The sequence below is a fragment of the Bacteroides ovatus genome (genome assembly GCF_001314995.1).
GTDB classification, from domain to species: Bacteria; Bacteroidota; Bacteroidia; order Bacteroidales; family Bacteroidaceae; genus Bacteroides; species Bacteroides ovatus.
In genome coordinates, this window is sequence record NZ_CP012938.1 from 2702081 (window position 1) to 2726436 (window position 24356).

Below are 24356 nucleotides of genomic sequence, written 5' to 3' on the forward strand. Positions count from 1 at the left end.
GTGTGTTTGTGTGCATATTGTTCAATTTTAAGCTTTTATTCTTTGTAATAAGTAAAGATACGCTCGACATAAGGTTTTAATATACGACCGAGCCCCGTGCCAAAATCAACATAATCTTTGAAATTCTTTGTTTCAATCCAGTTGCCATTCGCATCACAGCCGTAGTCTTGGAAGTCTTTGTAGAGTATTTCAAATCCTGGCCGCTCGTCAATCGGCCGTCCTTGTTCATCGTATTTCTCTTGCACGATACTATTACGAACAACGGTTTTCAGTTTACCGTTCGGATAATATTCACGTTTACACCAGGACTCTAACTCTTTATTACCTTCATCGCCAATCCTATATTTTTTCACAACGCGGTTACTATCACTGTATTCATAGATGAAATGCGTTTCCGGCCTATCACGACTCAACAAATCATACACTTGGGTCTGCGCCAACAAGCCATTTGTATCATACTCATAGACTGTTTTTCCCGATAATTCCCCTATATTATAATATTCCCTCTTCTCTACCAACAAATCATGTTCGTTATAATCATATTCGGTCATAGCCGGTTTGTCAATCGTGCCGTCAATCTGTTTGGTTCGGATAAGATTTCCCCTGTCGTCATAAGTATTTATCTCCCCATGGGAATCACTATACACAATTTCCAGCAGTTTCCCGTCAGTATTATACTTACTGACAATCGTACTGTTAGTTTTCGGAAAGCTAAGTGTAGATGTATGTCCCCAAGTCTCATAGGTATAATCGGTCTTTCGGATAATATTTTCTTGTTTGTCGTACTCGTTGCATTGAGCAAGATTGCCGTCGATATTGAAATGAAAATGGTAGTGATGTATTCCGTCCTCTTCCCATTTCTCGCCTTTTTTGAATTTCGTCGAAAAGAAAGACGATGTATTTTCCGGACGATAATAATAGATATCCAACGTTTTGACTTTTCCGTTCAACCCCATCCTGCTTTTGTCATTATTGACAGAATCTATTGTCGGGAGAATGTATTTCAAAGGAGATTGTCGGCAACCTGCAAATATCGATATAATCAAACTTCCTAAAATAACAACGACTACAACGGCTTTATTTTTCATGTTTTCTTTGTGTGTTACAATGTTTCGACGCAAAGATAACAAAACAGAACCAGTTCTAAAATATAACTGACGTAAAAGATTACTTTCGTGTTATTATAATATCATCAAAGCATAGTTCCAATGACTGATTATCGGGTTTGTACTCCGTCCAATCTTTCGGATCGCCACTTTCGTTGTCTACCATTAAATGATAATAAGAGAAGCCAGAGTGTGGATCAGGCAAGGTTTGTGCGAAATTGTTAGGCAAAGTTCCCCGATGGCTTTACAGGTCTGCTTTTAAGTAATCCCTTAAGGTATATTTACTCCAATAGTGAATGGCGCATTCATGTATATAAAATAGCCTTGCTTCCAAAGTCTTAGCTTTGGATATGATTTCGGTATGATGACTAAAGCCGATTGAAAGAAAGTCAGACCAGTTAAATTCATCAGCCACTGGCTGATGAATTTCTACAAGAAGCAATTTTTCATTCAACACCAAGTCATCAGCCGTTGGCTGATGATTTAAAACCTTATCCCACTCCTCATAAAAAATACGCATTATAGTTCGTTTATGGTTTGTAGCTCACCGCTATTCGTTAGCACAGGTATTGTCAACAACTTTAACTCCCCTACCAATCCGATACATTTATAAGTTCTTAGGAGTAACGATTCGGCAACAATCAAGCTGCATTGATGTTCTGGGATTTGCATACCGTCAAACAACTCGCATTTTCATAATACGAATTTATAGTAAACTGTTATCAATTGTTGTTTACCTTATCATCAAACCATTTGTAGTCTATAACCGGATATGTATTATAAACACTATCTATATAGAGACGATTCGATAAAATTCTTTCATCTCCATAATATATTGTCCACTTGGCAATATGTTTTTCCTTATCCGACCATTCAAATTTATAATGATTCCCGACTGGGAAGAAATATTCTTCATCAGCCAATTCTTGAACACTATTACATGTATCAATAATCGGCATTTCACTATAAGTAATCCAGATTATAGAATCTCCTTTGAGGACTATTTTTTGAGGAGTTTTAAAATTATCATCTTCTAAATCAGGATAATTATAAACGACATATCCGCTATCCGTCTTTGTCAATTCCATCCACGTTGTTTCATAAACTTTTTTAGGCGTTTCCTGCTTAGATTGTATAGAGCAAGATATTATGCACACAGCAACTAATAATAACTTTACTATATTCTTCATATTCCTTATTTATAGTCTATTTTAAGAGAATACTATGTTTGTCCAACAACTTTAGATTTTGTTGTGCCTGAATTACATAATCGTCATCGGCTCGCCCTTGCAAAATCACGGTCATGAAGTCATTATATGCCTCTTTCTCTTTGCCGGCTTTCCAATAGACATAAGCACGCCAGAAGTAACTGCATACTACTTCATATTTCTGATCAATACAATAATTCAAATCACTATATGCTTTATTAATGCTATCCACATACCAATAAGCAATACCTCTTTGCAAACAAATTTCTTCCAGCGCAACATCTTTAGGATCTATTTTATCATAAAATATCACTTGGGCGCATCCATACACTTCCTGCTTTATTCTTTCTGCTGCATTAAAGTCGTCAATTGCACTTTGGTAATTGTTCAATTCTAAATTTGCGTTTCCTCTGTTAAGCCAAGCCATTATATATGTAGAGTCTTGTCTTATAACATAACAATAGTCTTTTATAGCTTCAGAATATTGTTTTAACGCAAACTTATCGGCTCCTCTGTTTATATAGGCAGGTAGATAAGTCGGGTCATTTTGAATTAATTTATTCCAGACTACAATTGCTTCATGATACTTCTTCTGATTATCAAGACTTACTGCTTCATCAAATAATTTGTTTGTCCTAGAACAAGATAGAAACAACAATGCTATTACAATAAATATACACTTATGTCTTTTCATAATCCGAATTCTGATTTATATCCATTACGATTCTTTGTCTAATGTCTTACGCTTGATTTTTCAATTCATTCTTTCTCTTTTTCCACAACTGCCACGAATTAATAATATTCTGCCACAACACATACGAACCGGGAGCCACAGAAGACAATGGATTCAAATAAGTATGTGCCATCCAAATAGCCAGAATCGTATTCTTTTGTCCCAACGCCTGCCCGCCACTGATACGGTCATTATAAATTGAGCCGATTGTCTTCCCCAAAAAGAACTGCAAACAGCAGGCAATCAGTGCTCCGACAGCAATCATGATTTCCGTAAAACCATCCGCTGGGTCATTGAGCAAGGAATACAATGTCTGCGCTGTTACGATAGCTAAAGACACAGCCCACAAATAAAAAGCAAGTTCATGATAGCCCAATAACTTCTGATGCACTTTTGGCAAACACTTACTCAACAACCAGGCAGCCAAAAAAGGACAAATCAACAACGGAAATACCTTACCTAAAATAACAAGAAACGCCTCCCAAAAAGTGACATCAGGATGCACCTCCACCAAAGGAAAAAGAATAGGCACAGCAATAGCCGCACCGATATTTGCTATCAATGTATAAGTAGTCAGACTGGCTGCACTCCCACCCAACTTGGAAGTAATCACCGCAGCAGCCGTAGCCGTAGGACAAATAATACAAACCATCACTCCCTCTGCTACTATTTTATCAAAGCGATAAAGCAACAAATAAGCAGCCAACGCTCCGCCAATCTGAATCAATAACAACCACAAATGGAGAGGTTTAGGCTTCAAATCACGAGGAGATACCTTACAGAAGGTCAATAGCAACATCGTAAAAATAAGATAGGGAGTCAGAAAAGAAAGGCTGATAAACAGCGGATAACCTATAGCACCTACCAGCATAGCAATAGGTAACGTCCAATTCTTCAAAAACTTAAGCATCGTCGTACATTTTAACTTCGAAGCACAAAGTAACGGAGATTTCAGGAAAAAAGCTACCATTAAACCGAAAAAAACACAAAACTTAATGGCAAATAATGAGTTTTCTACAAATTTCTACTACATTTGCACCGTATTATAGATATGAAACTGAATAGACCGTACATATTATACATATTCATTTGCCTCTGGCTACTTTTTCTACCCTCATGTACTAACCACTTATGGGGGAAGGATTTTGTAGTAGTTATCGACGCAGGACATGGCGGACATGATCCGGGCGCCATCGGCAAAATCTCGAAAGAGAAAAATATCAATCTGAACGTTGCCCTGAAAGTGGGAAATCTGATTAAAAGGAATTGCGACGACGTCAAAGTGATTTACACTCGTAGCAAAGATGTATTCATCCCTTTAGACCGACGCGCAGAAATCGCGAACAACGCGAAGGCTGATCTCTTCATTTCCATTCACACCAACGCACTGGCTAACAACCGTACCGCAAAAGGTGCTTCAACCTGGACACTGGGTTTAGCCAAATCAGACGCTAATCTGGAAGTTGCCAAGCGAGAGAACTCCGTAATCCTCTACGAAAGTGACTACAAAACAAGATATGCCGGTTTCAACCCGAACTCTGCCGAGTCATATATTATATTTGAATTCATGCAAGATAAATACATGGAACAGAGTGTACACCTGGCTTCTCTGATGCAGAAACAATTTCGCCAAACTTGTAGAAGGGCAGACCGTGGAGTGCATCAAGCCGGATTCCTTGTCTTAAAAGCGAGTGCCATGCCGAGCATTCTGATAGAACTAGGATTTATCTCTACGCCCGAAGAGGAGCGCTATCTGAATTCTGAAGAAGGGGCCGGCACCATGGCAAAAGGCATCTACCGTGCTTTCTTAAATTATAAGAGAGAACATGAACTGCGCCTAACAGGAGTCAGCAAAACGATCGTCCCAACCGAACAGGAAGAAGACAATGCCCCGGCAATTGCCCAAAAGGATACCGAAAGCGTGAACACAGCTCCCCAACAGGAAAAGCTATTGGCCGAAGCAAAAACAAAACCTGCCGCGACAGCAAAAACAGCACCGAAACGCCCAATTGTAGTAGAGAGTGCAACCAATGACAGTGAAATTACGTTTAAGATACAGATACTTACTTCTTCCAAACCTCTCGCCAAAAACGACAAACGGCTGAAAGGACTGAAAGAGGTAGATTATTATAAGGAAGGGGGAATATACAAATATACGTATGGAGCCTCCTCCGATTATAACAAGGTGTTGCGTACGAAGCGCACCATTACGGCACAATTCAAAGACGCCTTTATCATCGCTTTCCGGAACGGCGAGAAAATGAACGTCAATGAAGCGATTGCCGAATTCAAAAAAAGAAGAAATAAATAAAAAGATAAAATGAAGTACATTACAAAAGAAGTCAGAATAGGTATTGCAGGTATCGTTGCACTATGTGTGCTTATATACGGAATTAACTGGCTGAAAGGTATACACATGTTTCAACCTTCCAGCTATTTCTATGCCAAATTTGAAAACGTAAACGGACTCACCAAATCAAGCCCGGTATTTGCCGACGGTGTTCGTGTAGGTATCGTGCGTGACATCTATTATGATTATGCCAAACCCGGAAATGTAATTGTCGAAGTGGAACTGGACACGGAACTGCGGATTCCCAAAGGAAGTAGCGCCGAGCTTGTATCCGAACTTATGGGAGGCGTACGCATGAATATTCTTCTGGCAAACAACCCGCGCGAAAAATATGCCGTAGGAGATACGATCCCCGGCACACTGAACAACGGAATGATGGAAAGCGCGGCAAAACTGATCCCCAAGGTAGAAGAAATGCTTCCGAAACTGGATTCTATCCTCATCTCTCTGAACAATATATTAGGAGACAAGAGCATCCCTGCCACCCTGCACTCGATAGAGAAGACAACCGCCAACCTGGCAGTAGTCAGTTCGCAGGTAAAAGGGCTGATGAGTAATGACATACCTCAACTCACCAGTAAACTGAACACCATCGGAGACAACTTCGTTGTTATCAGCGGAAATTTGAAAGAAGTAGACTATGCAGCCACTTTCAAAAAAATAGACGAAACGCTGGCTAACGTAAAAATACTTACAGAAAAATTAAACAGCAAAGATAACACAATCGGACTGCTCTTCAACGACCCGACTTTATACAATAATCTGAATGCAACAACTGAAAATGCAGCCAGCTTATTAGAAGACCTGAAAGAGCATCCGAAACGGTACGTTCACTTCTCATTATTCGGCAAGAAAGACAAGTAGCAAATTATCGTTATATAGATTTTATCTAAATAACGAAGGGCTTTCAAAAGAAAGTAGATTGCTCTTCAAATGTCTATCTACAAACCGAAATAATATTCCCGTACAAACGTACAAAAGTGAGAAAAAAGGCTAAAATTATATATATAAGACATTAACATACAGATACTTATAAAACTGCAAGAGAGGGTAAACAGAGTGTGTCCGACAACAAACGCATAAGTCATTGAAAGTAAACACATTATTGTTAGCATGAAAAAAACAAGAAAAAATAGATTTGTTTTTTCCGAATAAGATTCCCAATTTTGCAAATGTAGAAGTTTTGCTTAATTAATAAATGTATTAAAAGTTACTATGATTGAATCAAATCATGTCGTACTTTGGAACCGCTGTCTCGACGTTATTAAAGACAATGTTCCCGAGACGACATATAATACTTGGTTTGCCCCTATTGTTCCGTTGAAATATGAGGACAAAACGTTGATCTTACAGATCCCGAGCCAGTTTTTCTATGAAATACTGGAAGAGAGATTCGTAGATCTTATACGTAAGACATTATATAAGGTCATTGGCGAAGGAACCAAGTTGATGTACAATGTCATGGTGGACAAGACTTCGATTCCGAATCAAACCGTGAATCTCGAAGCAAGCAATCGTTCTACGGCTGTTACTCCCAAAAGCATAATCGGAGGAAACAAAGCTCCCAGCTTCCTACAGGCTCCTGCCGTTCAGGATTTGGACCCGCATTTGAATCCCAATTATAATTTTGAGAACTTCATTGAAGGATACAGCAATAAACTTTCAAGAAGTGTGGCGGAAGCCGTAGCGCAAAAACCGGGAGGGACTGCTTTCAACCCGTTATTCCTTTATGGAGCATCCGGAGTAGGAAAGACGCACCTGGCAAACGCAATAGGCACGAAAATCAAAGAAATTTATCCAGAGAAAAGAGTATTGTACGTTTCGGCACATTTGTTCCAGGTACAATATACGGATTCTGTACGCAATAACACGACTAACGACTTTATTAACTTTTACCAGACGATTGATGTATTAATCATTGATGATATTCAGGAGTTTGCCGGTGTCACCAAGACTCAAAACAACTTCTTCCATATCTTCAATCATTTACACCAGAACGGCAAACAGCTCATATTAACTTCAGACCGTGCTCCTGTATTGTTGCAAGGTATTGAAGAACGCCTCCTGACCCGTTTCAAATGGGGTATGGTAGCCGAGCTTGAAAAGCCGACGGTAGAACTTCGCAAAAACATTCTACGCAACAAGATACACCGCGACGGGTTACAATTCCCGCCGGAAGTGATCGATTATATTGCCGAAAATGTGAATGAAAGTGTACGCGATCTGGAAGGTATCGTCATTGCTATCATGGCTCGTTCCACTATTTTCAACAAAGAAATAGATTTGGATTTGGCACAACACATTGTACATGGCGTGGTTCATAACGAAACTAAAGCGGTTACCATCGATGATATCCTCAAAGTGGTATGCAAGCATTTTGATCTGGAACCGTCTGCCATACATACAAAATCCAGAAAAAGGGAAGTCGTTCAAGCACGACAGATCGCCATGTATCTAGCTAAAAACCACACAGACTTTTCAACTTCTAAGATAGGTAAGTTTATCGGTAACAAAGACCATGCAACGGTACTTCACGCCTGCAAAACCGTAAAAGGACAATTGGAGGTGGACAAAAGCTTTAGTGCAGAAGTACAGGAAATAGAATCGTTACTGAAAAAGAGAAACTGAAATCAAGTATCAAGTATTAAGCATTACCGTTGCTATACAATATCGCATGATAAAGTCCATCCGCATGGATAATACTTAATACTTGATACTTAATACTTATTTCAAGAATCCTTGCTGGCGAAGTACTTTCAATAGATTTTCGGACATAAATTCGTTATCTTTCTTTGTGTAACGCACGTCTGTAAAGACTTGAGCCAATGTTTCTTTTTTATTTTCTTCGATAAACTGCTTGTTTTCCGGCAATGATTCTTTGTAGGCATAGAGTTTATCTATTCCTTCCGGTGTATAGTCGTGATATTTTTCATCGTGCACGGCAGCTTCCAAAGGCAAACGGTCTACTTGTGCGGGAATACCGTCCGGATAGCCTACCGTTATTGTGGTGAGAGGAAATACCAGTTCGGGGAGTTGGAGGGTATCAATAATCATTTGAGGATTATAAGTGGTAGTTCCTAAATAACAAATGCCGAGTCCTGCTTCTTCCGCCAGCGTACAAAAAGTCTGCGCAACAAGCAAAGTATCCATAGACGCATTCATAAAAGACATTAAATTATCGTAGCCCGGCACTGCTTTCCGCTGTTCACACCATTTGCTGAAACGACGGAAATCAGCACAAAAAGTCAATACGACTGGAGCATTTTTTACCATCGGCTGATTGAAATGAGCAGGCGAAAGTTTCTCCTTCATTTCCGCATCGCGAGTCACAATCACACTATAAAGTTGCATCCCACCCATCGTAGAAGCACGGAAAGAGGTTTCAAGCAAATCATTTAACAAACTCGGATTTATATCTTTAGGCAGATATTTCCGGATAGTTCTTCTGTTCTTTACGGTTTCAAACATATCTTTTTTTTGCAAAGATATAAAAAGAAAAAAATAATCCACCACACTAGTGGAATAGAATAGTTTTCTTTTTGGAGAACTTTAACCTTTGAACAAAATTCAATTCTAACTGTTTATCAAATACTTAGCATAAACAAATGGAAAACTTGCAACCTGTTAATAAATTAATTCATTTTTATTTTGATAGATGAAAAAACATTCTTAGCTTTGCGCCTACATTTGTTAACGATAAGTAAACTTCTACATATTACTTATTAAAAACGAGATTTAACACAAATTGAATCGTGGAAAAACAGATTTATTCTTACGACGAAGCCTATGAAGAATCTTTACGATATTTTCAAGGCGACGAGCTTGCTGCAAGGGTTTGGGTAAACAAATACGCAGTAAAGGATTCTTTCGGTAATATCTATGAAAAATCCCCGGAAGACATGCATTGGAGAATTGCAAATGAAGTGGCACGCGTAGAATCGAAGTATCCGAATGCGTTGACAGCAAAAGAACTGTATGATTTACTGGATCACTTCAAGTACATCGTCCCCCAAGGTAGCCCGATGACAGGAATCGGTAACGACTACCAGGTTGCTTCACTATCCAACTGCTTCGTTATCGGAGTGGACGGTGCAGCCGACTCTTATGGCGCTATCATCAAAATCGACGAAGAACAGGTACAACTAATGAAAAGACGCGGTGGTGTAGGTCATGACTTATCACACATCCGTCCGAAAGGTTCTCCCGTTAAAAACTCGGCGTTGACTTCTACCGGTCTTGTTCCGTTCATGGAACGATATTCGAATTCCACTCGTGAAGTAGCTCAAGACGGACGTCGCGGTGCATTGATGTTGAGCGTGTCTATCAAGCATCCGGATTCGGAAGCATTCATTGATGCCAAGATGACCGAAGGTAAAGTGACCGGAGCAAACGTTTCTGTCAAGTTGGACGACGCTTTCATGCAGGCTGCCGTAGACGAAAAGCCGTATGTACAGCAATATCCTATCGACTCTGCCCAACCTACATTCACCAAGGAAATCGACGCTTCTACCTTGTGGAAGAAAATCGTTCACAATGCATGGAAATCGGCAGAACCGGGCGTTTTGTTCTGGGATACGATTATCCGTGAATCTGTGCCTGATTGTTATGCAGACCTGGGGTATAGAACGGTATCTACCAACCCATGCGGAGAAATTCCTCTATGTCCTTACGATTCTTGCCGCTTATTGGCTATCAATCTATATTCTTATGTGGTAAATCCGTTCAAACCGGATGCTTATTTTGATTTCGACTTGTTCCAAAAACACGTGGCTCTCGCTCAACGGATCATGGACGATATTATCGATCTCGAACTAGAGAAGATCGAACGTATCATGACCAAGATTGACGAAGATCCGGAAAACGAAGAAGTGAAACATGCGGAACGTGCACTTTGGGAGAAAATCTACAAGAAGAGCGGACAAGGTCGTCGTACCGGCGTAGGTATCACTGCAGAAGGTGATATGCTTGCTGCTTTAGGATTACGTTACGGAACGGAAGAAGCAACGGAATTCTCTGAAAAAGTACACAAGACAGTAGCTCTCGGTGCCTATCGTTCTTCAGTGGAAATGGCCAAAGAACGCGGTGCCTTCGAAATATACAATAGCGAACGTGAACAGAACAATCCGTTCATCCAACGCTTGGCAGCAGCCGACCCGAAACTGTATGAGGACATGAAGAAATACGGTCGCCGCAACATTGCCTGTCTGACGATTGCTCCAACCGGAACGACCAGTTTGATGACGCAGACCACTTCGGGTATCGAGCCTGTATTCCTGCCTGTTTACAAACGTAGAAGAAAGGTAAACCCGAACGATACGAATGTGCATGTAGACTTTGTAGACGAAACAGGGGACGCATTTGAAGAATACATCGTATTCCATCATAAATTTGTTACCTGGATGGAAGCTAACGGATACGATCCGGCCAGACGTTACACCCAAGAAGAGATTGACGAACTGGTTGCCAAATCTCCTTATTACAAAGCGACTTCTAACGATGTCGACTGGTTGATGAAGGTGAAAATGCAGGGAAGAATCCAGAAATGGGTAGACCACTCTATCAGCGTAACCATCAATCTGCCGAACGATGTGGACGAGGATTTAGTAAACCGCCTGTATGTAGAGGCATGGAAATCCGGCTGTAAAGGTTGTACCGTATATCGTGACGGTTCACGCTCCGGAGTACTGATCTCTACGAAATCGGATAAGGACAAGAAAGAAGGACTTCCTCCTTGCAAACCGCCTACGGTTGTAGAGGTACGTCCGAGAATATTGGAAGCAGACGTTGTCCGTTTCCAGAACAACAAGGAAAAATGGGTAGCTTTTGTCGGATTATTGGACGGACACCCCTATGAAATATTCACTGGTTTGCAAGATGACGACGAAGGTATCTTGCTGCCTAAGAGCGTAACTTGCGGACGTATCATCAAAAATGTGGATGAAGACGGTACCAAACGTTACGACTTCCAATTCGAGAACAAACGCGGATATAAGACGACCATTGAAGGATTGTCAGAGAAGTTCAACAAGGAATACTGGAACTATGCAAAATTGATTTCCGGCGTGCTTCGCTACCGGATGCCGATTGAACAGGTTATCAAACTGGTTGGCTCTCTGCAATTGAACAGTGAAAGTATCAACACTTGGAAAAACGGTGTAGAACGTGCATTGAAGAAGTATATTCAGGATGGAACGGAAGCCAAAGGTAAGAAGTGCCCGAACTGTGGCAACGAGACATTGGTTTATCAGGAAGGCTGTCTGATTTGTACTACTTGCGGCGCTTCCAGATGTGGATAATAGTCCTACGTATGTTAATTAATATATAAACAAAAGATTAAAAGGAGTCCGGTGCGGCTCCTTTTATTTTTTATTCAAAAAAATGTCTTATACTTGCAGTGTCTTACATATACAATCAAAATCTAATATATATGATTCTATCATTTAATATTGAATACCGCACCAATTGGGGAGAAGAAGTAAGGATTTCCGGCTTATTTCCGGAATCAATTCCTTTACACACCACCGATGGTATCTATTGGACGGCAGAACTTGAGCTTGAAGTCCCTCAAGAAGGGATGACCATCAATTATAGCTATCAGATAGAGCAAAACGGAATAGTTATCCGCAAGGAATGGGACAGTTTTTCGAGATCTATTTTCTTATCAGGCAGTTCCAGGAAGATATACAGAATCAATGATTGCTGGAAAAATATTCCGGAACAACTGTATCTTTATAGTTCTGCTTTTACAGAAGCCTTACTGGCACATCCTGAAAAAGAGAATATCCCGCAAAGATATAAGAAGGGACTGGTTATCAAGGCCTACGCCCCACGTATCAACAAAGATTATTGCCTGGCAATTTGTGGCAACCAGAAATCATTAGGTCACTGGGACCCGGAGAAAGCGGTATTGATGAGTGATACCAATTTCCCGGAATGGCAGATAGAGCTGGACGCCAGCAAACTTAAATATCCGCTGGAATATAAATTCATCCTCTACAACAAACAGGAAAAGAAAGCAGACTGCTGGGAGAAAAACCCTAACCGCTATCTGGCAGACCCGGAACTGAAGACCAACGAAACGCTCGTGATTTCCGACCGATATGCTTATTTCGACATTCCCGCATGGAAAGGGGCAGGAATCGCTATACCCGTATTTTCTTTAAAATCAGAGAAAAGTTTCGGAGTAGGTGATTTCGGCGACTTGAAACGTATGGTAGACTGGGCAGTAAATACTCGCCAGAAAGTTATTCAGATTTTACCGGTCAACGACACCACCATGACTCATGCATGGACGGACTCTTATCCTTATAACAGCATTTCTATTTATGCTTTCCATCCGATGTATGCGGATATCAGGCAAATGGGAACTCTGAAAGATAAAGAAGCGGCATCAAAATTCAGCAAGAAGCAAAAGGAACTGAACAGCCTCCCTGCTATTGACTACGAAGCGGTCAACCAAACAAAATGGGAGTTTTTCAACTTACTGTTCCGACAGGAAGGAGAAAAGGTATTGGCTTCCAAAGGTTTCAAAGATTTCTTTGAAACGAACAAGGAATGGCTGCAACCTTATGCAGTCTTTAGTTATCTGCGCGATGCCTACAAAACGCCCAATTTCCGCAAATGGCCGCGACACTCTGTTTACCAAGCGGAAGATATAGAAAAAATGTGCCAACCGGGAACGGCAGATTATCCGCACATCTCGTTGTATTATTATATCCAGTATCATCTGCATCTACAGCTGTTGTCTGCAACCGAATATGCCCGCCAACACGGTGTTGTATTAAAGGGGGATATTCCGATTGGTATCAGCCGCAACAGCGTGGAAGCCTGGACAGAACCTCATTACTTCAATCTAAACGGACAAGCGGGTGCTCCGCCCGATGATTTCTCGATCAACGGGCAAAACTGGGGATTCCCCACATACAACTGGGATGTCATGGAAAAAGACGGATACCGCTGGTGGATGAAGCGTTTTCAGAAAATGGCAGAATACTTCGATGCTTACCGGATCGATCATATCCTCGGGTTCTTCCGTATTTGGGAAATACCAATGCACGCTGTACACGGATTGTTAGGTCAGTTTGATCCTTCTTTACCGATGAGCCGGGAAGAAATCGAAAGTTATGGTCTAACGTTCCGGGATGAATATCTGCTACCATTCATCCATGAATCTTTCCTCGGACAGTTGTTCGGACCGCATACCCATTTAGTCAAACAGGACTTTCTTCAATTGATTGATGACTCCGGACTTTATCGGATGAAACCGGGATTCGAAACACAACGGGAGGTAGAACAATTCTTTGCTGGTAGAAATGATGAAGATAGTATCTGGATTCGGGAAGGGCTTTATTCATTAATCAGTAACGTCTTATTTGTTGCGGATAAGAAAGAGGAAGGTAAATACCACCCGCGTATCGGTGTGCAACGAGATTTCGTATTCCGGTCGCTGAACGAAGAAGAGAAAAATGCGTTTAACAGACTATACGACCAGTATTATTACCATCGGCACAACGAGTTCTGGTATCAACAGGCTATGAAGAAGTTACCTCAACTGACACAATCAACCCGCATGTTGGTTTGTGGAGAAGATTTGGGGATGATTCCTGCTTGTGTGTCGTCGGTGATGAATGAGCTCCGGATTCTTAGTCTGGAAATTCAGCGGATGCCTAAGAATCCGATGCATGAATTCGGGCATTTAAATGAGTATCCGTACCGGTCTGTCTGCACAATCTCCACTCACGATATGTCTACGTTGCGTGGCTGGTGGGAAGAAGATTATCAACAGACCCAACGTTACTATAATGCAACGTTAGGACATTATGGAGTTGCACCGACAACTGCCACCCCGGAGTTGTGCGAGGAAATCGTACGCAACCATCTCAACAGTAATTCCATTCTCTGTATCTTGTCTTTCCAGGATTGGTTATCGATAGACGGGAAATGGAGAAATCCGAATGTGGCGGAAGAGCGAATTAATGTTCCATCCAATCCACGAAACTACTGGAGATACCGGATGCATCTCACTCTGGAGCAGTTGATGAAAGCAAAAACACTTAATGATAAGATTAGCGAATTGATTAAATACACAGGAAGAGATCCGAATAAATAGAATAAAAGATACAAGTAACTTTCTAAAAGGATATTTTCCGGACACTACCGACGCGGATAACACTAGATTAAGAACGCTAAAAATCTATGTGATCCGCGTCATTCGTTTTTCAAGGATATATTGATAACAGAGGTAAAATAAGGAGTTTCAAAACATAGTCAACCATTTTTTTCGCAATAATATCATTACTATATATCATACTTTTTCGCTTTTCGCATCATTCGTTTATTTTTTCAATGTTCCTCTTTTTATTCCGATTTATAAAGTATCTTTGCGCCGAAAAAGAGAAATTAAAAGAGATAATGGAAGGCAACCAGAGCAGACGTATTGATTTTGTGGACTTAACCAAAGGAGTCTGCATTATCCTTGTGGTAATGGCACACGTTGGAGGGGCCTTCGAACAACTGGATACGAATTCGATGTTATCCTGTTTCCGCATGCCGCTTTACTTCTTTATCTCGGGAGTGTTTTTCAAATCATACGAAGGCCTGTTCGGATTCATCCTACGAAAAATAAACAAATTGATTATTCCTTTTCTTTTCTTCTATCTAAGTGCATTTCTAATGAAATACATTGTTTGGAAGATTGCTCCGAGGGTATTTCAACTGCCTGTGTCGTGGAATGAACTCTTGGTTGTATTTCATGGACACGACCTTATCAAGTTCAATCCACCGATCTGGTTTCTACTCGCATTATTCAATTGCAACATCCTGTTTTATCTAATTCACTTTCTGCGCGAAAAGCATCTGCTTGTCATGTTCGCTGTGACAATCCTGATTGGTTGCGCAGGATTTTATCTCGGAAAATTACAGATAGAATTACCCCTGTATATAGATGTTTCCATGACTGCCCTCCCCTTCTATGTAGCCGGTTTCTGGATCCGACGGTATAATTTCTTTCTATATCCCAGCCATCGTTTCGACAAACTGATACCGGTTTTTGTTGTATTGGCACTGGTGGTAATGTACTTTACCGCTACCACATTGGGTATGCGTACTAACAATTATACGGGAAATATTTTTCAAGTATATATCGCTGCGTTTGCAGGAATATTTATGATTATGTTACTTTGCAAAAAAGTGAAGAAGATAAAGGTTGTTTCTTACTTGGGACGATATTCAATCATCACCTTGAGTATTCATGGACCGATACTTCATTTTTTAGGTCCATTAGTCAGCCGTTATATTCACAATAGTTGGGCACAGGCAAGCGCACTTCTGCTTATAACATTAAGCATCTGCCTTCTGCTCACACCCGTCTTTCTTAAAGTGATTCCACAAATGGTTGCACAGAAAGACCTGTTAAAAGTCAAACAAGATCACACTAAAAAGACAGTATATGAAGATAAACAGTAGCTATATCCTTTTGAAAGAAATTCGTTGTTACGCCTATCATGGAGTTGCACCGCAAGAAAATCTGATTGGGAATGAATATCTCATTGACCTGAAACTGAAAGTAGATATCAGCAAAGCTGCCCGGACAGATGAAGTTACCGACACCGTCAACTATGCTGAAGTACATCAGGTGATAGAAAATGAAATGGCTGTTCCCTCAAAATTGCTGGAACACGTTAGCGGACGGATTATACAAAAACTCTTTGACCAATTCCCCTGTATTGAAGAAATCGAACTCCGGCTTTCCAAACGAAACCCACCGATGGGAGCAGATATAGAGTCTGCAGGAATTGAGCTACACTGCAGCAGGAAATAAGATAATCACAGCTGGAAATGAAACATAAATGACGAAATGCAGATAATACGATATTAATAAAGTAATCCGTATCATCTGCATTCCTTTTTAAGCAAGATCTGCTTCTATTTTCACAGCCGTAAACTACCGCTTATTTTCTCTTCTTTTTTCTTCTATTTACCGATTCTACAGCCTCCGTCACCACGGGTTTATCCTGGAAACGTTTTGTATAGCTGGAATAGTCCGGATGAATGCGTTCGTAATCAGGATCCATAAATAACGGACTGGAAATAATATGATCCGCCGTAGAACGGTTACAACAGAAAACAATATTTTCTACACCGGCCAAACGGGTTAATGCTTTTACATCCGTATCATGCGGTTGCAATGTCATGGGGTCCGTGAAGAAAAAGAGATAATCAATCTGCCCATCCACAATACGTGATCCCATCTGTTGGTCACCACCTAACGGACCTGATTTTAAAATCGTAAAATCCCACTCTTCATCAGGATGTTTCTCCTTCAATGCTTCCAATATCAAAGTACCCGTAGTACCTGTACAATAGAATTTATTACCCATCAACAGTTCCGAGTTCCACAGTACCCATTCGATGAGGTCTTTTTTCATTGCATCATGCGCTACCAGCCCGATGCCTCTTCTAACCTTTGATTTCATTTGCTATCCTTTTAAATCCGACAATTGAGAGAATCGTTTGCATCCCCTCGCATAAAACTGCCACAAGATACTACTTTTTGTCCGTTCAGGTATCGGATTCAAAGTTTTTTTTCTCATATTCTCTTCACGGGATAAAGAAAACGACGGACATAATCGTTTATACTCTTTACGCGCACGCATCACAGCACTAGCATTATCCCAGTGCCCTTGCAACAAGAAATTGAACGCCGCCAGATAATCGAGACAAGTCCGGATACGCATCACTTTATTTAACTCCTCCTGTGGAAGATTCTTATAGAGCATGACAAGATTATTACGGAAATTAAGAAAAGTCTTATGAGGATTCTCTTTTTTAAGAGTAGCTCCTCCTACATGATAGACAATACTTTGAGGTACACAGACAATCTCACGATTCCGCGAACGAAGTCGCCAGCACAAATCTATTTCTTCCATGTGAGCAAAAAAACGTCCATCCAATCCTCCTACATTCACATAATCAGTGTGCCGGATAAACAACGCTGCCCCCGTTGCCCAAAAAACAGGAATCACCGTATCATATTGGCCTTCATCCTTCTCCACAACTCCCATTATACGCCCCCTGCAAAAAGGATAACCATATTTATCAATAAAGCCACCAGCCGCTCCGGCATATTCAAAATATTCTTTTTGTCGTTGACTTCGTATCTTCGGCTGACAAGCAGCCACCTCCGGATGAGCATCCAAATAAGCAATCATTGGTTCCAGCCAATGCTCCGTCACCTCGACATCTGAATTCAAAAGAACTACATATTCTGCGTCGACCTGCTGCAATGCCCAATTATATCCATCGGCAAAGCCATAATTTTGGTCGAGCACAATCGTTCTGACAGAAGGAAATTCCTGTTGAAGCAAACTCACAGAAGTGTCCGTAGAGCCATTGTCAGCTACACAGACCTCAACCCCCTCCCCCTCTGAATAGCGGACGACGGACGGAAGAAAAGTACGAAGCATATCGCACCCGTTCCAATTCAAGATTACAACTGAAACCTTCATCACTATTCTTTCTTCTTATTCAATTCCTCCTGTTCCAGCTGATCAGCCTCTTCTTTGGTTAATTTCCAGCGTTTATGAGACCATAACCAGTATGCCGGTTCCCTGCGAATCGTTTGCTCCAACCTATGGGCAAACATTTCTGTGATTTCTCCTTCTCTTGTTTCTTTCGGTGTTTCCGTCATTAACTTGAACTCCGCTTCACAATACCCTCTACGCTTCTTACTAAGCTCACAATAAAAAACAGGAAAGTTCATCATTTTAGCAATACGCTCCGCACCATCCAGGAAAGCCGTCTCCTGCCCCAAAAAAGTAGTCCAGTATTTATCATACCCACTGGGCCATTGATCGGTAATCAGCCCAACTACCATCTTTTTCCCATCACGTTTCAACTTAATAATTTCACGTGCTGTAGAATGTTTCGGGATATTATATCCCCCGAAACGAGAACGAATACGTTTAAATAATTCGTCCAGATATTTATCTCTCAATGGTTTATAAACTTGCACAGGGACATCTTCCGGTTTCATGATTGATCCCATACCTATTAACCACTCATAATTGGCGTAATGAGGAATCATTACTATAATACCTCCATACTTTTCAGTCAGTTCCAGATATTGTTCCGTATTCTTATAAGTCATTCTCTCACAAAGTTCTTCGGCAGACATATGCAACAATTTCAAATCTTCAAGCATATAATCCGACAAATAGCGATAAAACTTGCGTTCTATCTGTAATCTCTCCGCATCAGTTTTTTCCGGAAATGATCTCAATAGATTTCCCCGAACTACTTTCCGACGATATTTTCCAACACGATACATCAGCAGATAATTTAAATCCGAAAGCATATATAAAACCCGGAACGGAAGAGCTGAAAACAGCCACATTCCACTGTATACCAACCAATAGATAAGTTTTGATCTCATAACTTATATCAAAATTGTACCTTTAAGTGCTGTCATCTCCTCATTAAACTCTCCCAGACGTACATTAACTACCTGATTATCCAGCGAGTCATCACTTTCCACCTCTACACGAATATAATTCTCCGTAAATCCATGCATCGGAGCACCAGCTTTCGATTTTTCCATCAACACCGGCATTGTCTGCCCGATATGACGTGCATAAAAAGCCTGTGTCTTTTGGTCCGATAGTGCCAACAGACGCTGACTACGCTGATGCTTCTCTTCCGGAGAAACCACATATTCTATTTTTAAGGCTTGCGTTCCGGGACGTTCGGAATAGCTAAACACATGCAACTGTGTCACATCCAGACCATCAATAAACTGATAAGCCTGTTCAAAGTATTCGGGTGTTTCTCCACGGGTTCCCACAATCACGTCCACTCCGATAAAAGCATCCGGCATCACCTCTTTTATCTTCTTCACTTTCGAAGCAAAAAGAGCAGTGTCGTAACGACGGCGCATTAACTGCAAAACTTCATCGCAACCGGATTGCAAAGGGATATGAAAATGAGGCATAAAACTGCGGGAGTGAGACACAAACTCGATAATCTCATCAGTCAACAGATTGGGTTCTATGGAAGAAATACGATAACGTTCGATTCCATCTACCTGATCCAATGCTTTTACCAGATCAAAGAAACTCTCTCCTGTTGTTTTACCAAAATCTCCGATATTCACTCCGGTCAGAACGATTTCTTTTCCACCTTCAGCAGCTGCTTGCCGGGTCTGCTCAACCATGGAAGCAATAGTCCCGTTACGACTTCGCCCGCGGGCAAAAGGAATCGTGCAATATGAACAGAAGTAATCGCATCCATCCTGCACCTTCAAGAAGAAACGGGTACGGTCTCCCCGTGAACACGAGGGAGAAAACGAACGGATATCTTTGGTTGTAGTGGTGATAGCCTCTCCTTTTTCATGCTTTTGGAGGTCGCCCAGATATTGAAGTAGTTCTCCCTTCTGTTCCGCTCCCAGCACTACATCTACTCCATCAATCTTTGCCACGTCGCCGGGCTTCAATTGCGCATAACATCCGGTCACTACCACAAAAGCATCGGGATGCTGCTTTACCAGGCGATGAATGGCTTGCCGACATTTTTTATCCGCCATCTCCGTCACCGAACAGGTATTTACCACACAGATATCTGCTTTCTCTCCTTTGCGCGCAGTCCGGACTCCTGCCTCACGCAGGATTTTACCGATAGTTGAAGTCTCTGAAAAATTTAATTTGCAGCCTAAAGTATAATAAACGGCTGTCTTATTTTGAAATACAGTGGTATCTATCATAAGCTGTTATAAACACATTAACTTTGCAAAGTTACACATTATTATCAGTAAAACACTTTAGGATACGAAAGTTTATTCCTATTTTTGCACAATTCACTAAAAAACGTGCAATGATTAAAGAGAATTTCATTAAACTATACGAAAATAGTTTTCGTGAGAATTGGGATCTGCCTTGTTATACTGATTATGGAGAAGATACCCAATACACATACGGTGAGGTAGCTGAAAAAATCGCCCGTTTACATCTGTTATTCAAACATTGTAGCCTTCGCAGAGGAGATAAGATTTCAGTTATCGGCAAAAATAACGCTCATTGGTGCATCGCCTATATGGCAACGATCACATACGGAGCGATCATTGTCCCTATCCTTCAAGATTTTACGCCTAATGACGTTCATCATATCGTCAATCATTCCGAATCTGTATTCCTGTTCACCAGCGACAGCATTTGGGAGAATTTGGAAGAGGAAAAATTAACGGGACTACGGGGAGTATTCTCATTGACTGATTTCCGGTGTCTTTATCAACGTGACGGGGAAACCATACAGAAGTTTCTGAAAAATACCGATAAAGAGATGCATGCTTTGTATCCGAAAGGATTTACCCGTGAAGATGTTCAGTACACCACTTTATCCAATGACAAAGTGATGCTGTTAAATTACACTTCCGGAACCACTGGTTTCAGTAAGGGTGTGATGCTGACAGGAAACAATCTTGCCGGCAATGTCACTTTCGGTATTCGTACCGAACTCCTTAAAAAAGGGGATAAAGTGCTTTCTTTCCTTCCCCTCGCCCACGCATACGGTTGCGCATTCGACTTTCTGACAGCAACGGCTGTCGGCACCCATGTCACTTTGCTTGGAAAAACGCCTTCTCCTAAAATTATAATGAAAGCTTTTGAGGAAGTGAAACCTAACCTTATTATTACTGTCCCGCTAGTGATTGAAAAGATATATAAGAATATTATCCAGCCACTCATTAATAAAAAAGGTATGAAGTGGGCACTCAATATCCCTCTGCTCGACACCCAAATCTACAACCAGATACGTAAAAGACTGATTGATGCACTGGGAGGACGGTTTAAAGAGATCATTATCGGTGGCGCCGCTATGGATAAGGAAGTAGAAGAATTCTTCTACAAAATCAAATTCCCTTTTACCATCGGTTATGGAATGACAGAATGCGGTCCGCTTATCAGCTACGCCCCCTGGGATGAATTTGTACTAGGTTCTTCCGGAAAGATTCTAGATATAATGGAAGCACGTATCTATAAGGAAACCCCGGAAGCAGAAACCGGAGAAATCCAGGTTCGGGGAGAAAATGTGATGGTGGGCTACTACAAGAACCAGGAAGCAACACAGGAAGTATTCACGCAGGACGGCTGGCTACGTACCGGTGACCTCGGTTCCATGGACAGCAACGGAAATATTTTCATCCGGGGACGACTCAAAACTATGATCTTAAGTTCTAGCGGACAGAATATCTTCCCCGAAGAGTTGGAAACCAAACTGAATAACCTGCCTTTCATTCTCGAAAGTCTTGTTATCGAACGCAATAAAAAATTAGTGGCACTTGTTTATGCCGATTACGAAGCGTTGGATTCTCTCGGATTAAATAATCCGGATAACCTGAAAACAATCATGGATGAAAATCTTAAGAACCTGAACAGCAACGTAGCCGCTTATGAGAAAATCAGCAAGATCCAACTCTACCCTACTGAATTTGAAAAAACGCCCAAAAGAAGCATAAAAAGATACTTATATAACAGTATTGCTGTCGATTAGCATGTTCTAAAACATATAAAAAGGGGAGAAAAGTGGCCAGTTACAAAAAAAAATATAAAAAAAGTTGGCGTTTCGAGAACAACATATTGAAAAAGTACATACCTTTGCATCGTTTTAATAAAGCAATTGATTGTATTACGTTTTTAAAAAGCAAAGAAAATGAAAAAATTAGTTTTGATGGCCGTAGCTATCGTAGCAGTATCATTCGCATCATGTGGTAACAAAGCAGCTGACGCAGCAAAAGCAACTCAGGATTCTATCCGTATCGCTGACTCAATCGCAGCAGTAGAAGCAGCAGCTCTTGAAGCTGAACAAGCAGCAGCCGCAGCAGCAGATTCTTTGAATGCTGATAGCACTGCAACTGAAACTGTAGCTGAATAATTCAGAAACAGCTTAGAGAGAATTGAAAGTCTGCCATGCAAAAGCATGCACAGACTTTTTTTATGCTTCAATTTTAGCAATTCACACGCTATTTAGCGTATGAACTCTTCACAAAAGGAGCGTCCAACAAATAATCCAAGCTCACTTCCACACTCTCTTCTACCGGCATACTATAACCCTCGATTTCAGCAACGAGATAGTTAACACCTGCAGTTTTTGCATTCTTAAAGATAGCGTCAAAACCTACCATTCCGCTTTGTCCGATCTCTCTGTGATCCTTAACATGGAATATCTTGAAGCGGCCGGGATATTTATTAAAATAATCAACAGGACTGTTTTGTCCGCGAACTACCCAATAAAGGTCCATCTGGAAGAAGACATATTCAGGATTCGTATGTTCCAGCATATAATCATACATTACTTTATCTTCTACTTTCTGAAATTCATGAGCGTGATTATGATATCCAAATGACAAACCTTGTTGTTTGCAACGTTTGCCTATCTCATTAAAATAAGTGCAATATGTATTCAAATCTTTAAGCGTTTTTGGAACATCCATCCAAGGAGCTACGATGTACTTCATTCCTGCAGCTTTATGATCGGCAATACACTGATCCCACCATTGAAGAGACTCTGACAAGTCACCGGAAGCCAATTCTTCTTTGGACAATTGTCTGGTACAATGTGAAGACAAAACTTTTAATCCTGCCGATTCGACATCTTTCTTAAACTGTTGGGGAGTCCGGTCATAAAATTTACCGTTGTTATAATTGGCAGCTTCAACACCGGTATATCCCATGTTTGCCAATTTCTTCAGAAGAGCAGTATAAGTGGGGTCACACTTACCATTTTTATTGTCTACCTTATTCAATATATCTCTGACAGAATAGAGTTGAATAGCTACTTCTTTTTTAGCTTTCTTCTTAGTTTGTGCCGTCATTGCCTGTGGAATCATGAAAAGAGCAGCCAACGCACATAAATAAATTTTTGTTTTCATATAATAGATATCAGGGGATTACAATTATTAGATTTATATAGAAAAAACAGGCACGGATTACACAGACCTCACGGTTACTCTATGGCAATCGCCATTCAAAAAAACGTGAAATACGTGTAACCCGTGCCTTCTTATTACTATTTGATTAGTCCAAAACCTTCACGCGGATGTTGCGGAACCAAACATCATCACCGTGATCTTGCAAACCGATGAAACCTTCGTGATTTTCGCCACCACAGTTATTCAGCAATTCAAATGCCAAAGGCCATTTATCTTCGCTGAACTTACTTGCCTGCAACATATCAGTCCATTGTTTTGTCCACAAATGATATTCAAGTACGTTTTCATCGTTTTGTCCATGAACCACTGTACCTTTATAAACCATAATCTTAGCCTTGTTCCATTCGCCAAACGGTTTAGAGTTTTGAGGAACTGCCGGAATCATGTCATACAAAGAAGCCGACTGACGATTGTTATCTTTACCCAATTTAGCATCCGGATGATTGGCATTATCCAAGATCTGATATTCAGGTGCGGAAATATAAATAGGTTCAAGCACATCATTACCATCTTTGTCTTTAGAAGTAACTTCCTGAGCTAAATACAGAATACCTGAATTGCTACCTTTAGCAACCTTCCATTCCAATTCCAACTCGAAGTTTTTAAATTTGTGAGCAAAGATCAAGTCACCACCATCACCGTCTTGAGCTTCACCGCCGCCAGAACCGTTGAATTTGATACAGCCATCTTCGATTGTCCATTTAGTAGGAACACGGTCTTTTCCATAACCACGCCACCCGTTAAATGTTTCACCATCAAAGATTGTGATATAACCATTTTCGTCAACAGGCAGATTCAAACTATCAGTTTCCGGTGCTTTCAATGATTTAGAGTAAGACAATGCAACTTTGCTCGGTTCTTCCTGAGCATTTGCTTTTTTCTGACCACCGCAAGAAGCAAAAACTCCTGCAGCAAGACAACAACAAGCTAATGGATAAAATACTTTTTTCATGATAATAACGATTTAATTTTTTATCTTTAA

At 40.8% G+C, this 24356-nt stretch carries 20 protein-coding genes and 1 pseudogene; 9 read left to right on the forward strand and 12 right to left on the reverse strand.

The genetic code is table 11. From position 1 onward, the window contains the following. Positions 1-35: 35 nt before the first annotated feature. The 5 genes and pseudogenes from Bovatus_RS10750 to Bovatus_RS10770 all read right to left on the reverse strand — a co-directional run bounded on the left by Bovatus_RS10750 (position 36) and on the right by Bovatus_RS10770 (position 4017). On the reverse strand, positions 36-1088 hold the full coding sequence (locus Bovatus_RS10750) for a hypothetical protein (protein WP_004299356.1): 1053 nt from the start codon (positions 1086-1088) through the stop codon (positions 36-38). Between the two features lie 265 nt (positions 1089-1353). Further along, positions 1354-1626, reverse strand: a pseudogene (locus tag Bovatus_RS10755) (DUF1016 N-terminal domain-containing protein); the annotation flags it as partial. Positions 1627-1828: 202 nt separating this feature from the next. Beyond that, a complete protein-coding gene (locus Bovatus_RS10760) occupies positions 1829-2296 on the reverse strand; it encodes a hypothetical protein (protein WP_004299353.1) in 468 nt (155 codons plus the stop codon). 16 nt (positions 2297-2312) lie between these two features. Continuing rightward, positions 2313-3008, reverse strand: a complete 696-nt coding sequence (locus Bovatus_RS10765; protein ID WP_004299352.1) for a tetratricopeptide repeat protein — start codon at positions 3006-3008, stop codon at positions 2313-2315. 46 nt (positions 3009-3054) lie between these two features. Then, positions 3055-4017: a bile acid:sodium symporter family protein gene (locus Bovatus_RS10770; protein ID WP_004299351.1), complete on the reverse strand. Its 963-nt coding sequence runs from the start codon at positions 4015-4017 to the stop codon at positions 3055-3057. 81 nt (positions 4018-4098) lie between these two features. Between Bovatus_RS10770 and Bovatus_RS10775 the strand changes: the two genes are divergently transcribed. The 3 genes from Bovatus_RS10775 to dnaA all read left to right on the forward strand — a co-directional run bounded on the left by Bovatus_RS10775 (position 4099) and on the right by dnaA (position 8025). Beyond that, the gene (locus Bovatus_RS10775) at positions 4099-5358 is read left to right on the forward strand and encodes an N-acetylmuramoyl-L-alanine amidase family protein (protein WP_004299350.1); all 1260 of its coding nucleotides are present in this window, start codon (positions 4099-4101) and stop codon (positions 5356-5358) included. A 9-nt stretch (positions 5359-5367) separates the two neighbouring features. Beyond that, positions 5368-6261 carry an MlaD family protein gene (locus tag Bovatus_RS10780; protein ID WP_004299349.1) on the forward strand — a complete coding sequence of 298 codons (894 nt, stop codon included), beginning with the start codon at positions 5368-5370 and terminating at the stop codon, positions 6259-6261. Positions 6262-6612: 351 nt separating this feature from the next. After that, positions 6613-8025, forward strand: a complete 1413-nt coding sequence (gene dnaA / locus Bovatus_RS10785) for a chromosomal replication initiator protein DnaA (RefSeq protein WP_004299347.1) — start codon at positions 6613-6615, stop codon at positions 8023-8025. Between the two features lie 96 nt (positions 8026-8121). On the opposite strand, the gene Bovatus_RS10790 is transcribed toward dnaA, so the two are convergent. Beyond that, on the reverse strand, positions 8122-8865 hold the full coding sequence (locus tag Bovatus_RS10790) for an NADPH-dependent oxidoreductase (protein ID WP_004321972.1): 744 nt from the start codon (positions 8863-8865) through the stop codon (positions 8122-8124). Positions 8866-9149: 284 nt separating this feature from the next. On the opposite strand from Bovatus_RS10790, the gene Bovatus_RS10795 reads away from it, so the two are divergent. From Bovatus_RS10795 to folB, 4 genes are all read left to right on the forward strand, one after another. Next, positions 9150-11693 (forward strand): adenosylcobalamin-dependent ribonucleoside-diphosphate reductase, encoded by a 2544-nt coding sequence (locus tag Bovatus_RS10795; RefSeq protein ID WP_004299345.1) that lies wholly within the window; start codon positions 9150-9152, stop codon positions 11691-11693. A gap of 131 nt (positions 11694-11824) precedes the next feature. Further along, the gene (locus Bovatus_RS10800) at positions 11825-14506 is read left to right on the forward strand and encodes a 4-alpha-glucanotransferase (RefSeq protein WP_004299344.1); all 2682 of its coding nucleotides are present in this window, start codon (positions 11825-11827) and stop codon (positions 14504-14506) included. 302 nt (positions 14507-14808) lie between these two features. Beyond that, on the forward strand, positions 14809-15861 hold the full coding sequence (locus Bovatus_RS10805; protein ID WP_008998905.1) for an acyltransferase family protein: 1053 nt from the start codon (positions 14809-14811) through the stop codon (positions 15859-15861). Further along, positions 15845-16216, forward strand: coding sequence for a dihydroneopterin aldolase (gene folB, locus Bovatus_RS10810; protein WP_004299342.1), 372 nt, complete (start codon positions 15845-15847; stop codon positions 16214-16216). Before Bovatus_RS10805 ends, folB begins: the two co-directional genes overlap by 17 nt. 130 nt (positions 16217-16346) lie before the next feature. Here the strand turns inward: folB and Bovatus_RS10815 are convergent, their stop codons facing one another. Genes Bovatus_RS10815 through mtaB form a run of 4 tightly spaced genes read right to left on the reverse strand, consistent with a single transcriptional unit; the run spans position 16347 to position 20152 of the window. After that, on the reverse strand, positions 16347-16871 hold the full coding sequence (locus Bovatus_RS10815; protein WP_004299341.1) for a methylglyoxal synthase: 525 nt from the start codon (positions 16869-16871) through the stop codon (positions 16347-16349). A gap of 3 nt (positions 16872-16874) precedes the next feature. Then, on the reverse strand, positions 16875-17903 hold the full coding sequence (locus Bovatus_RS10820) for a glycosyltransferase family 2 protein (protein ID WP_004299340.1): 1029 nt from the start codon (positions 17901-17903) through the stop codon (positions 16875-16877). Between the two features lie 2 nt (positions 17904-17905). After that, positions 17906-18829 (reverse strand): lysophospholipid acyltransferase family protein, encoded by a 924-nt coding sequence (locus Bovatus_RS10825; protein WP_052587948.1) that lies wholly within the window; start codon positions 18827-18829, stop codon positions 17906-17908. 3 nt (positions 18830-18832) lie between these two features. Next, positions 18833-20152: a tRNA (N(6)-L-threonylcarbamoyladenosine(37)-C(2))-methylthiotransferase MtaB gene (gene mtaB / locus Bovatus_RS10830; RefSeq protein ID WP_004299338.1), complete on the reverse strand. Its 1320-nt coding sequence runs from the start codon at positions 20150-20152 to the stop codon at positions 18833-18835. 110 nt (positions 20153-20262) lie between these two features. Between mtaB and Bovatus_RS10835 the strand changes: the two genes are divergently transcribed. Both Bovatus_RS10835 and Bovatus_RS10840 read left to right on the forward strand, forming a co-directional pair. Then, complete coding sequence (locus tag Bovatus_RS10835) at positions 20263-21936, forward strand: long-chain fatty acid--CoA ligase (RefSeq protein WP_004299337.1); 1674 nt, start codon at positions 20263-20265, stop codon at positions 21934-21936. A gap of 159 nt (positions 21937-22095) precedes the next feature. Then, positions 22096-22317 carry a hypothetical protein gene (locus tag Bovatus_RS10840; protein ID WP_004299336.1) on the forward strand — a complete coding sequence of 74 codons (222 nt, stop codon included), beginning with the start codon at positions 22096-22098 and terminating at the stop codon, positions 22315-22317. 88 nt (positions 22318-22405) lie between these two features. Here the strand turns inward: Bovatus_RS10840 and Bovatus_RS10845 are convergent, their stop codons facing one another. Together Bovatus_RS10845 and Bovatus_RS10850 are read right to left on the reverse strand one after the other, a co-directional pair. After that, positions 22406-23314, reverse strand: a complete 909-nt coding sequence (locus Bovatus_RS10845; RefSeq protein WP_004299335.1) for a sugar phosphate isomerase/epimerase family protein — start codon at positions 23312-23314, stop codon at positions 22406-22408. A gap of 145 nt (positions 23315-23459) precedes the next feature. Further along, positions 23460-24326 carry a 3-keto-disaccharide hydrolase gene (locus Bovatus_RS10850; RefSeq protein WP_004299334.1) on the reverse strand — a complete coding sequence of 289 codons (867 nt, stop codon included), beginning with the start codon at positions 24324-24326 and terminating at the stop codon, positions 23460-23462. Positions 24327-24356 lie beyond the last annotated feature (30 nt).

Bases quoted from the DNA above. Each gene is read 5' to 3' on its own strand.
- dnaA (WP_004299347.1), top strand. From the start codon at position 6,613: ATGATTGAATCAAATCATGTCGTACTTTGGAACCGCTGTCTCGACGTT.
- Bovatus_RS10780 (WP_004299349.1), top strand. From the start codon at position 5,368: ATGAAGTACATTACAAAAGAAGTCAGAATAGGTATTGCAGGTATCGTT.
- Bovatus_RS10820 (WP_004299340.1), bottom strand. From the start codon at position 17,903: ATGAAGGTTTCAGTTGTAATCTTGAATTGGAACGGGTGCGATATGCTT.
- Bovatus_RS10750 (WP_004299356.1), bottom strand. From the start codon at position 1,088: ATGAAAAATAAAGCCGTTGTAGTCGTTGTTATTTTAGGAAGTTTGATT.
- Bovatus_RS10835 (WP_004299337.1), top strand. From the start codon at position 20,263: ATGATTAAAGAGAATTTCATTAAACTATACGAAAATAGTTTTCGTGAG.
- mtaB (WP_004299338.1), bottom strand. From the start codon at position 20,152: ATGATAGATACCACTGTATTTCAAAATAAGACAGCCGTTTATTATACT.
- Bovatus_RS10770 (WP_004299351.1), bottom strand. From the start codon at position 4,017: ATGGTAGCTTTTTTCCTGAAATCTCCGTTACTTTGTGCTTCGAAGTTA.
- Bovatus_RS10760 (WP_004299353.1), bottom strand. From the start codon at position 2,296: ATGAAGAATATAGTAAAGTTATTATTAGTTGCTGTGTGCATAATATCT.
- Bovatus_RS10840 (WP_004299336.1), top strand. From the start codon at position 22,096: ATGAAAAAATTAGTTTTGATGGCCGTAGCTATCGTAGCAGTATCATTC.
- folB (WP_004299342.1), top strand. From the start codon at position 15,845: ATGAAGATAAACAGTAGCTATATCCTTTTGAAAGAAATTCGTTGTTAC.
- Bovatus_RS10850 (WP_004299334.1), bottom strand. From the start codon at position 24,326: ATGAAAAAAGTATTTTATCCATTAGCTTGTTGTTGTCTTGCTGCAGGA.
- Bovatus_RS10800 (WP_004299344.1), top strand. From the start codon at position 11,825: ATGATTCTATCATTTAATATTGAATACCGCACCAATTGGGGAGAAGAA.
- Bovatus_RS10775 (WP_004299350.1), top strand. From the start codon at position 4,099: ATGAAACTGAATAGACCGTACATATTATACATATTCATTTGCCTCTGG.
- Bovatus_RS10765 (WP_004299352.1), bottom strand. From the start codon at position 3,008: ATGAAAAGACATAAGTGTATATTTATTGTAATAGCATTGTTGTTTCTA.
- Bovatus_RS10805 (WP_008998905.1), top strand. From the start codon at position 14,809: ATGGAAGGCAACCAGAGCAGACGTATTGATTTTGTGGACTTAACCAAA.
- Bovatus_RS10815 (WP_004299341.1), bottom strand. From the start codon at position 16,871: ATGAAATCAAAGGTTAGAAGAGGCATCGGGCTGGTAGCGCATGATGCA.
- Bovatus_RS10790 (WP_004321972.1), bottom strand. From the start codon at position 8,865: ATGTTTGAAACCGTAAAGAACAGAAGAACTATCCGGAAATATCTGCCT.
- Bovatus_RS10845 (WP_004299335.1), bottom strand. From the start codon at position 23,314: ATGAAAACAAAAATTTATTTATGTGCGTTGGCTGCTCTTTTCATGATT.
- Bovatus_RS10825 (WP_052587948.1), bottom strand. From the start codon at position 18,829: ATGAGATCAAAACTTATCTATTGGTTGGTATACAGTGGAATGTGGCTG.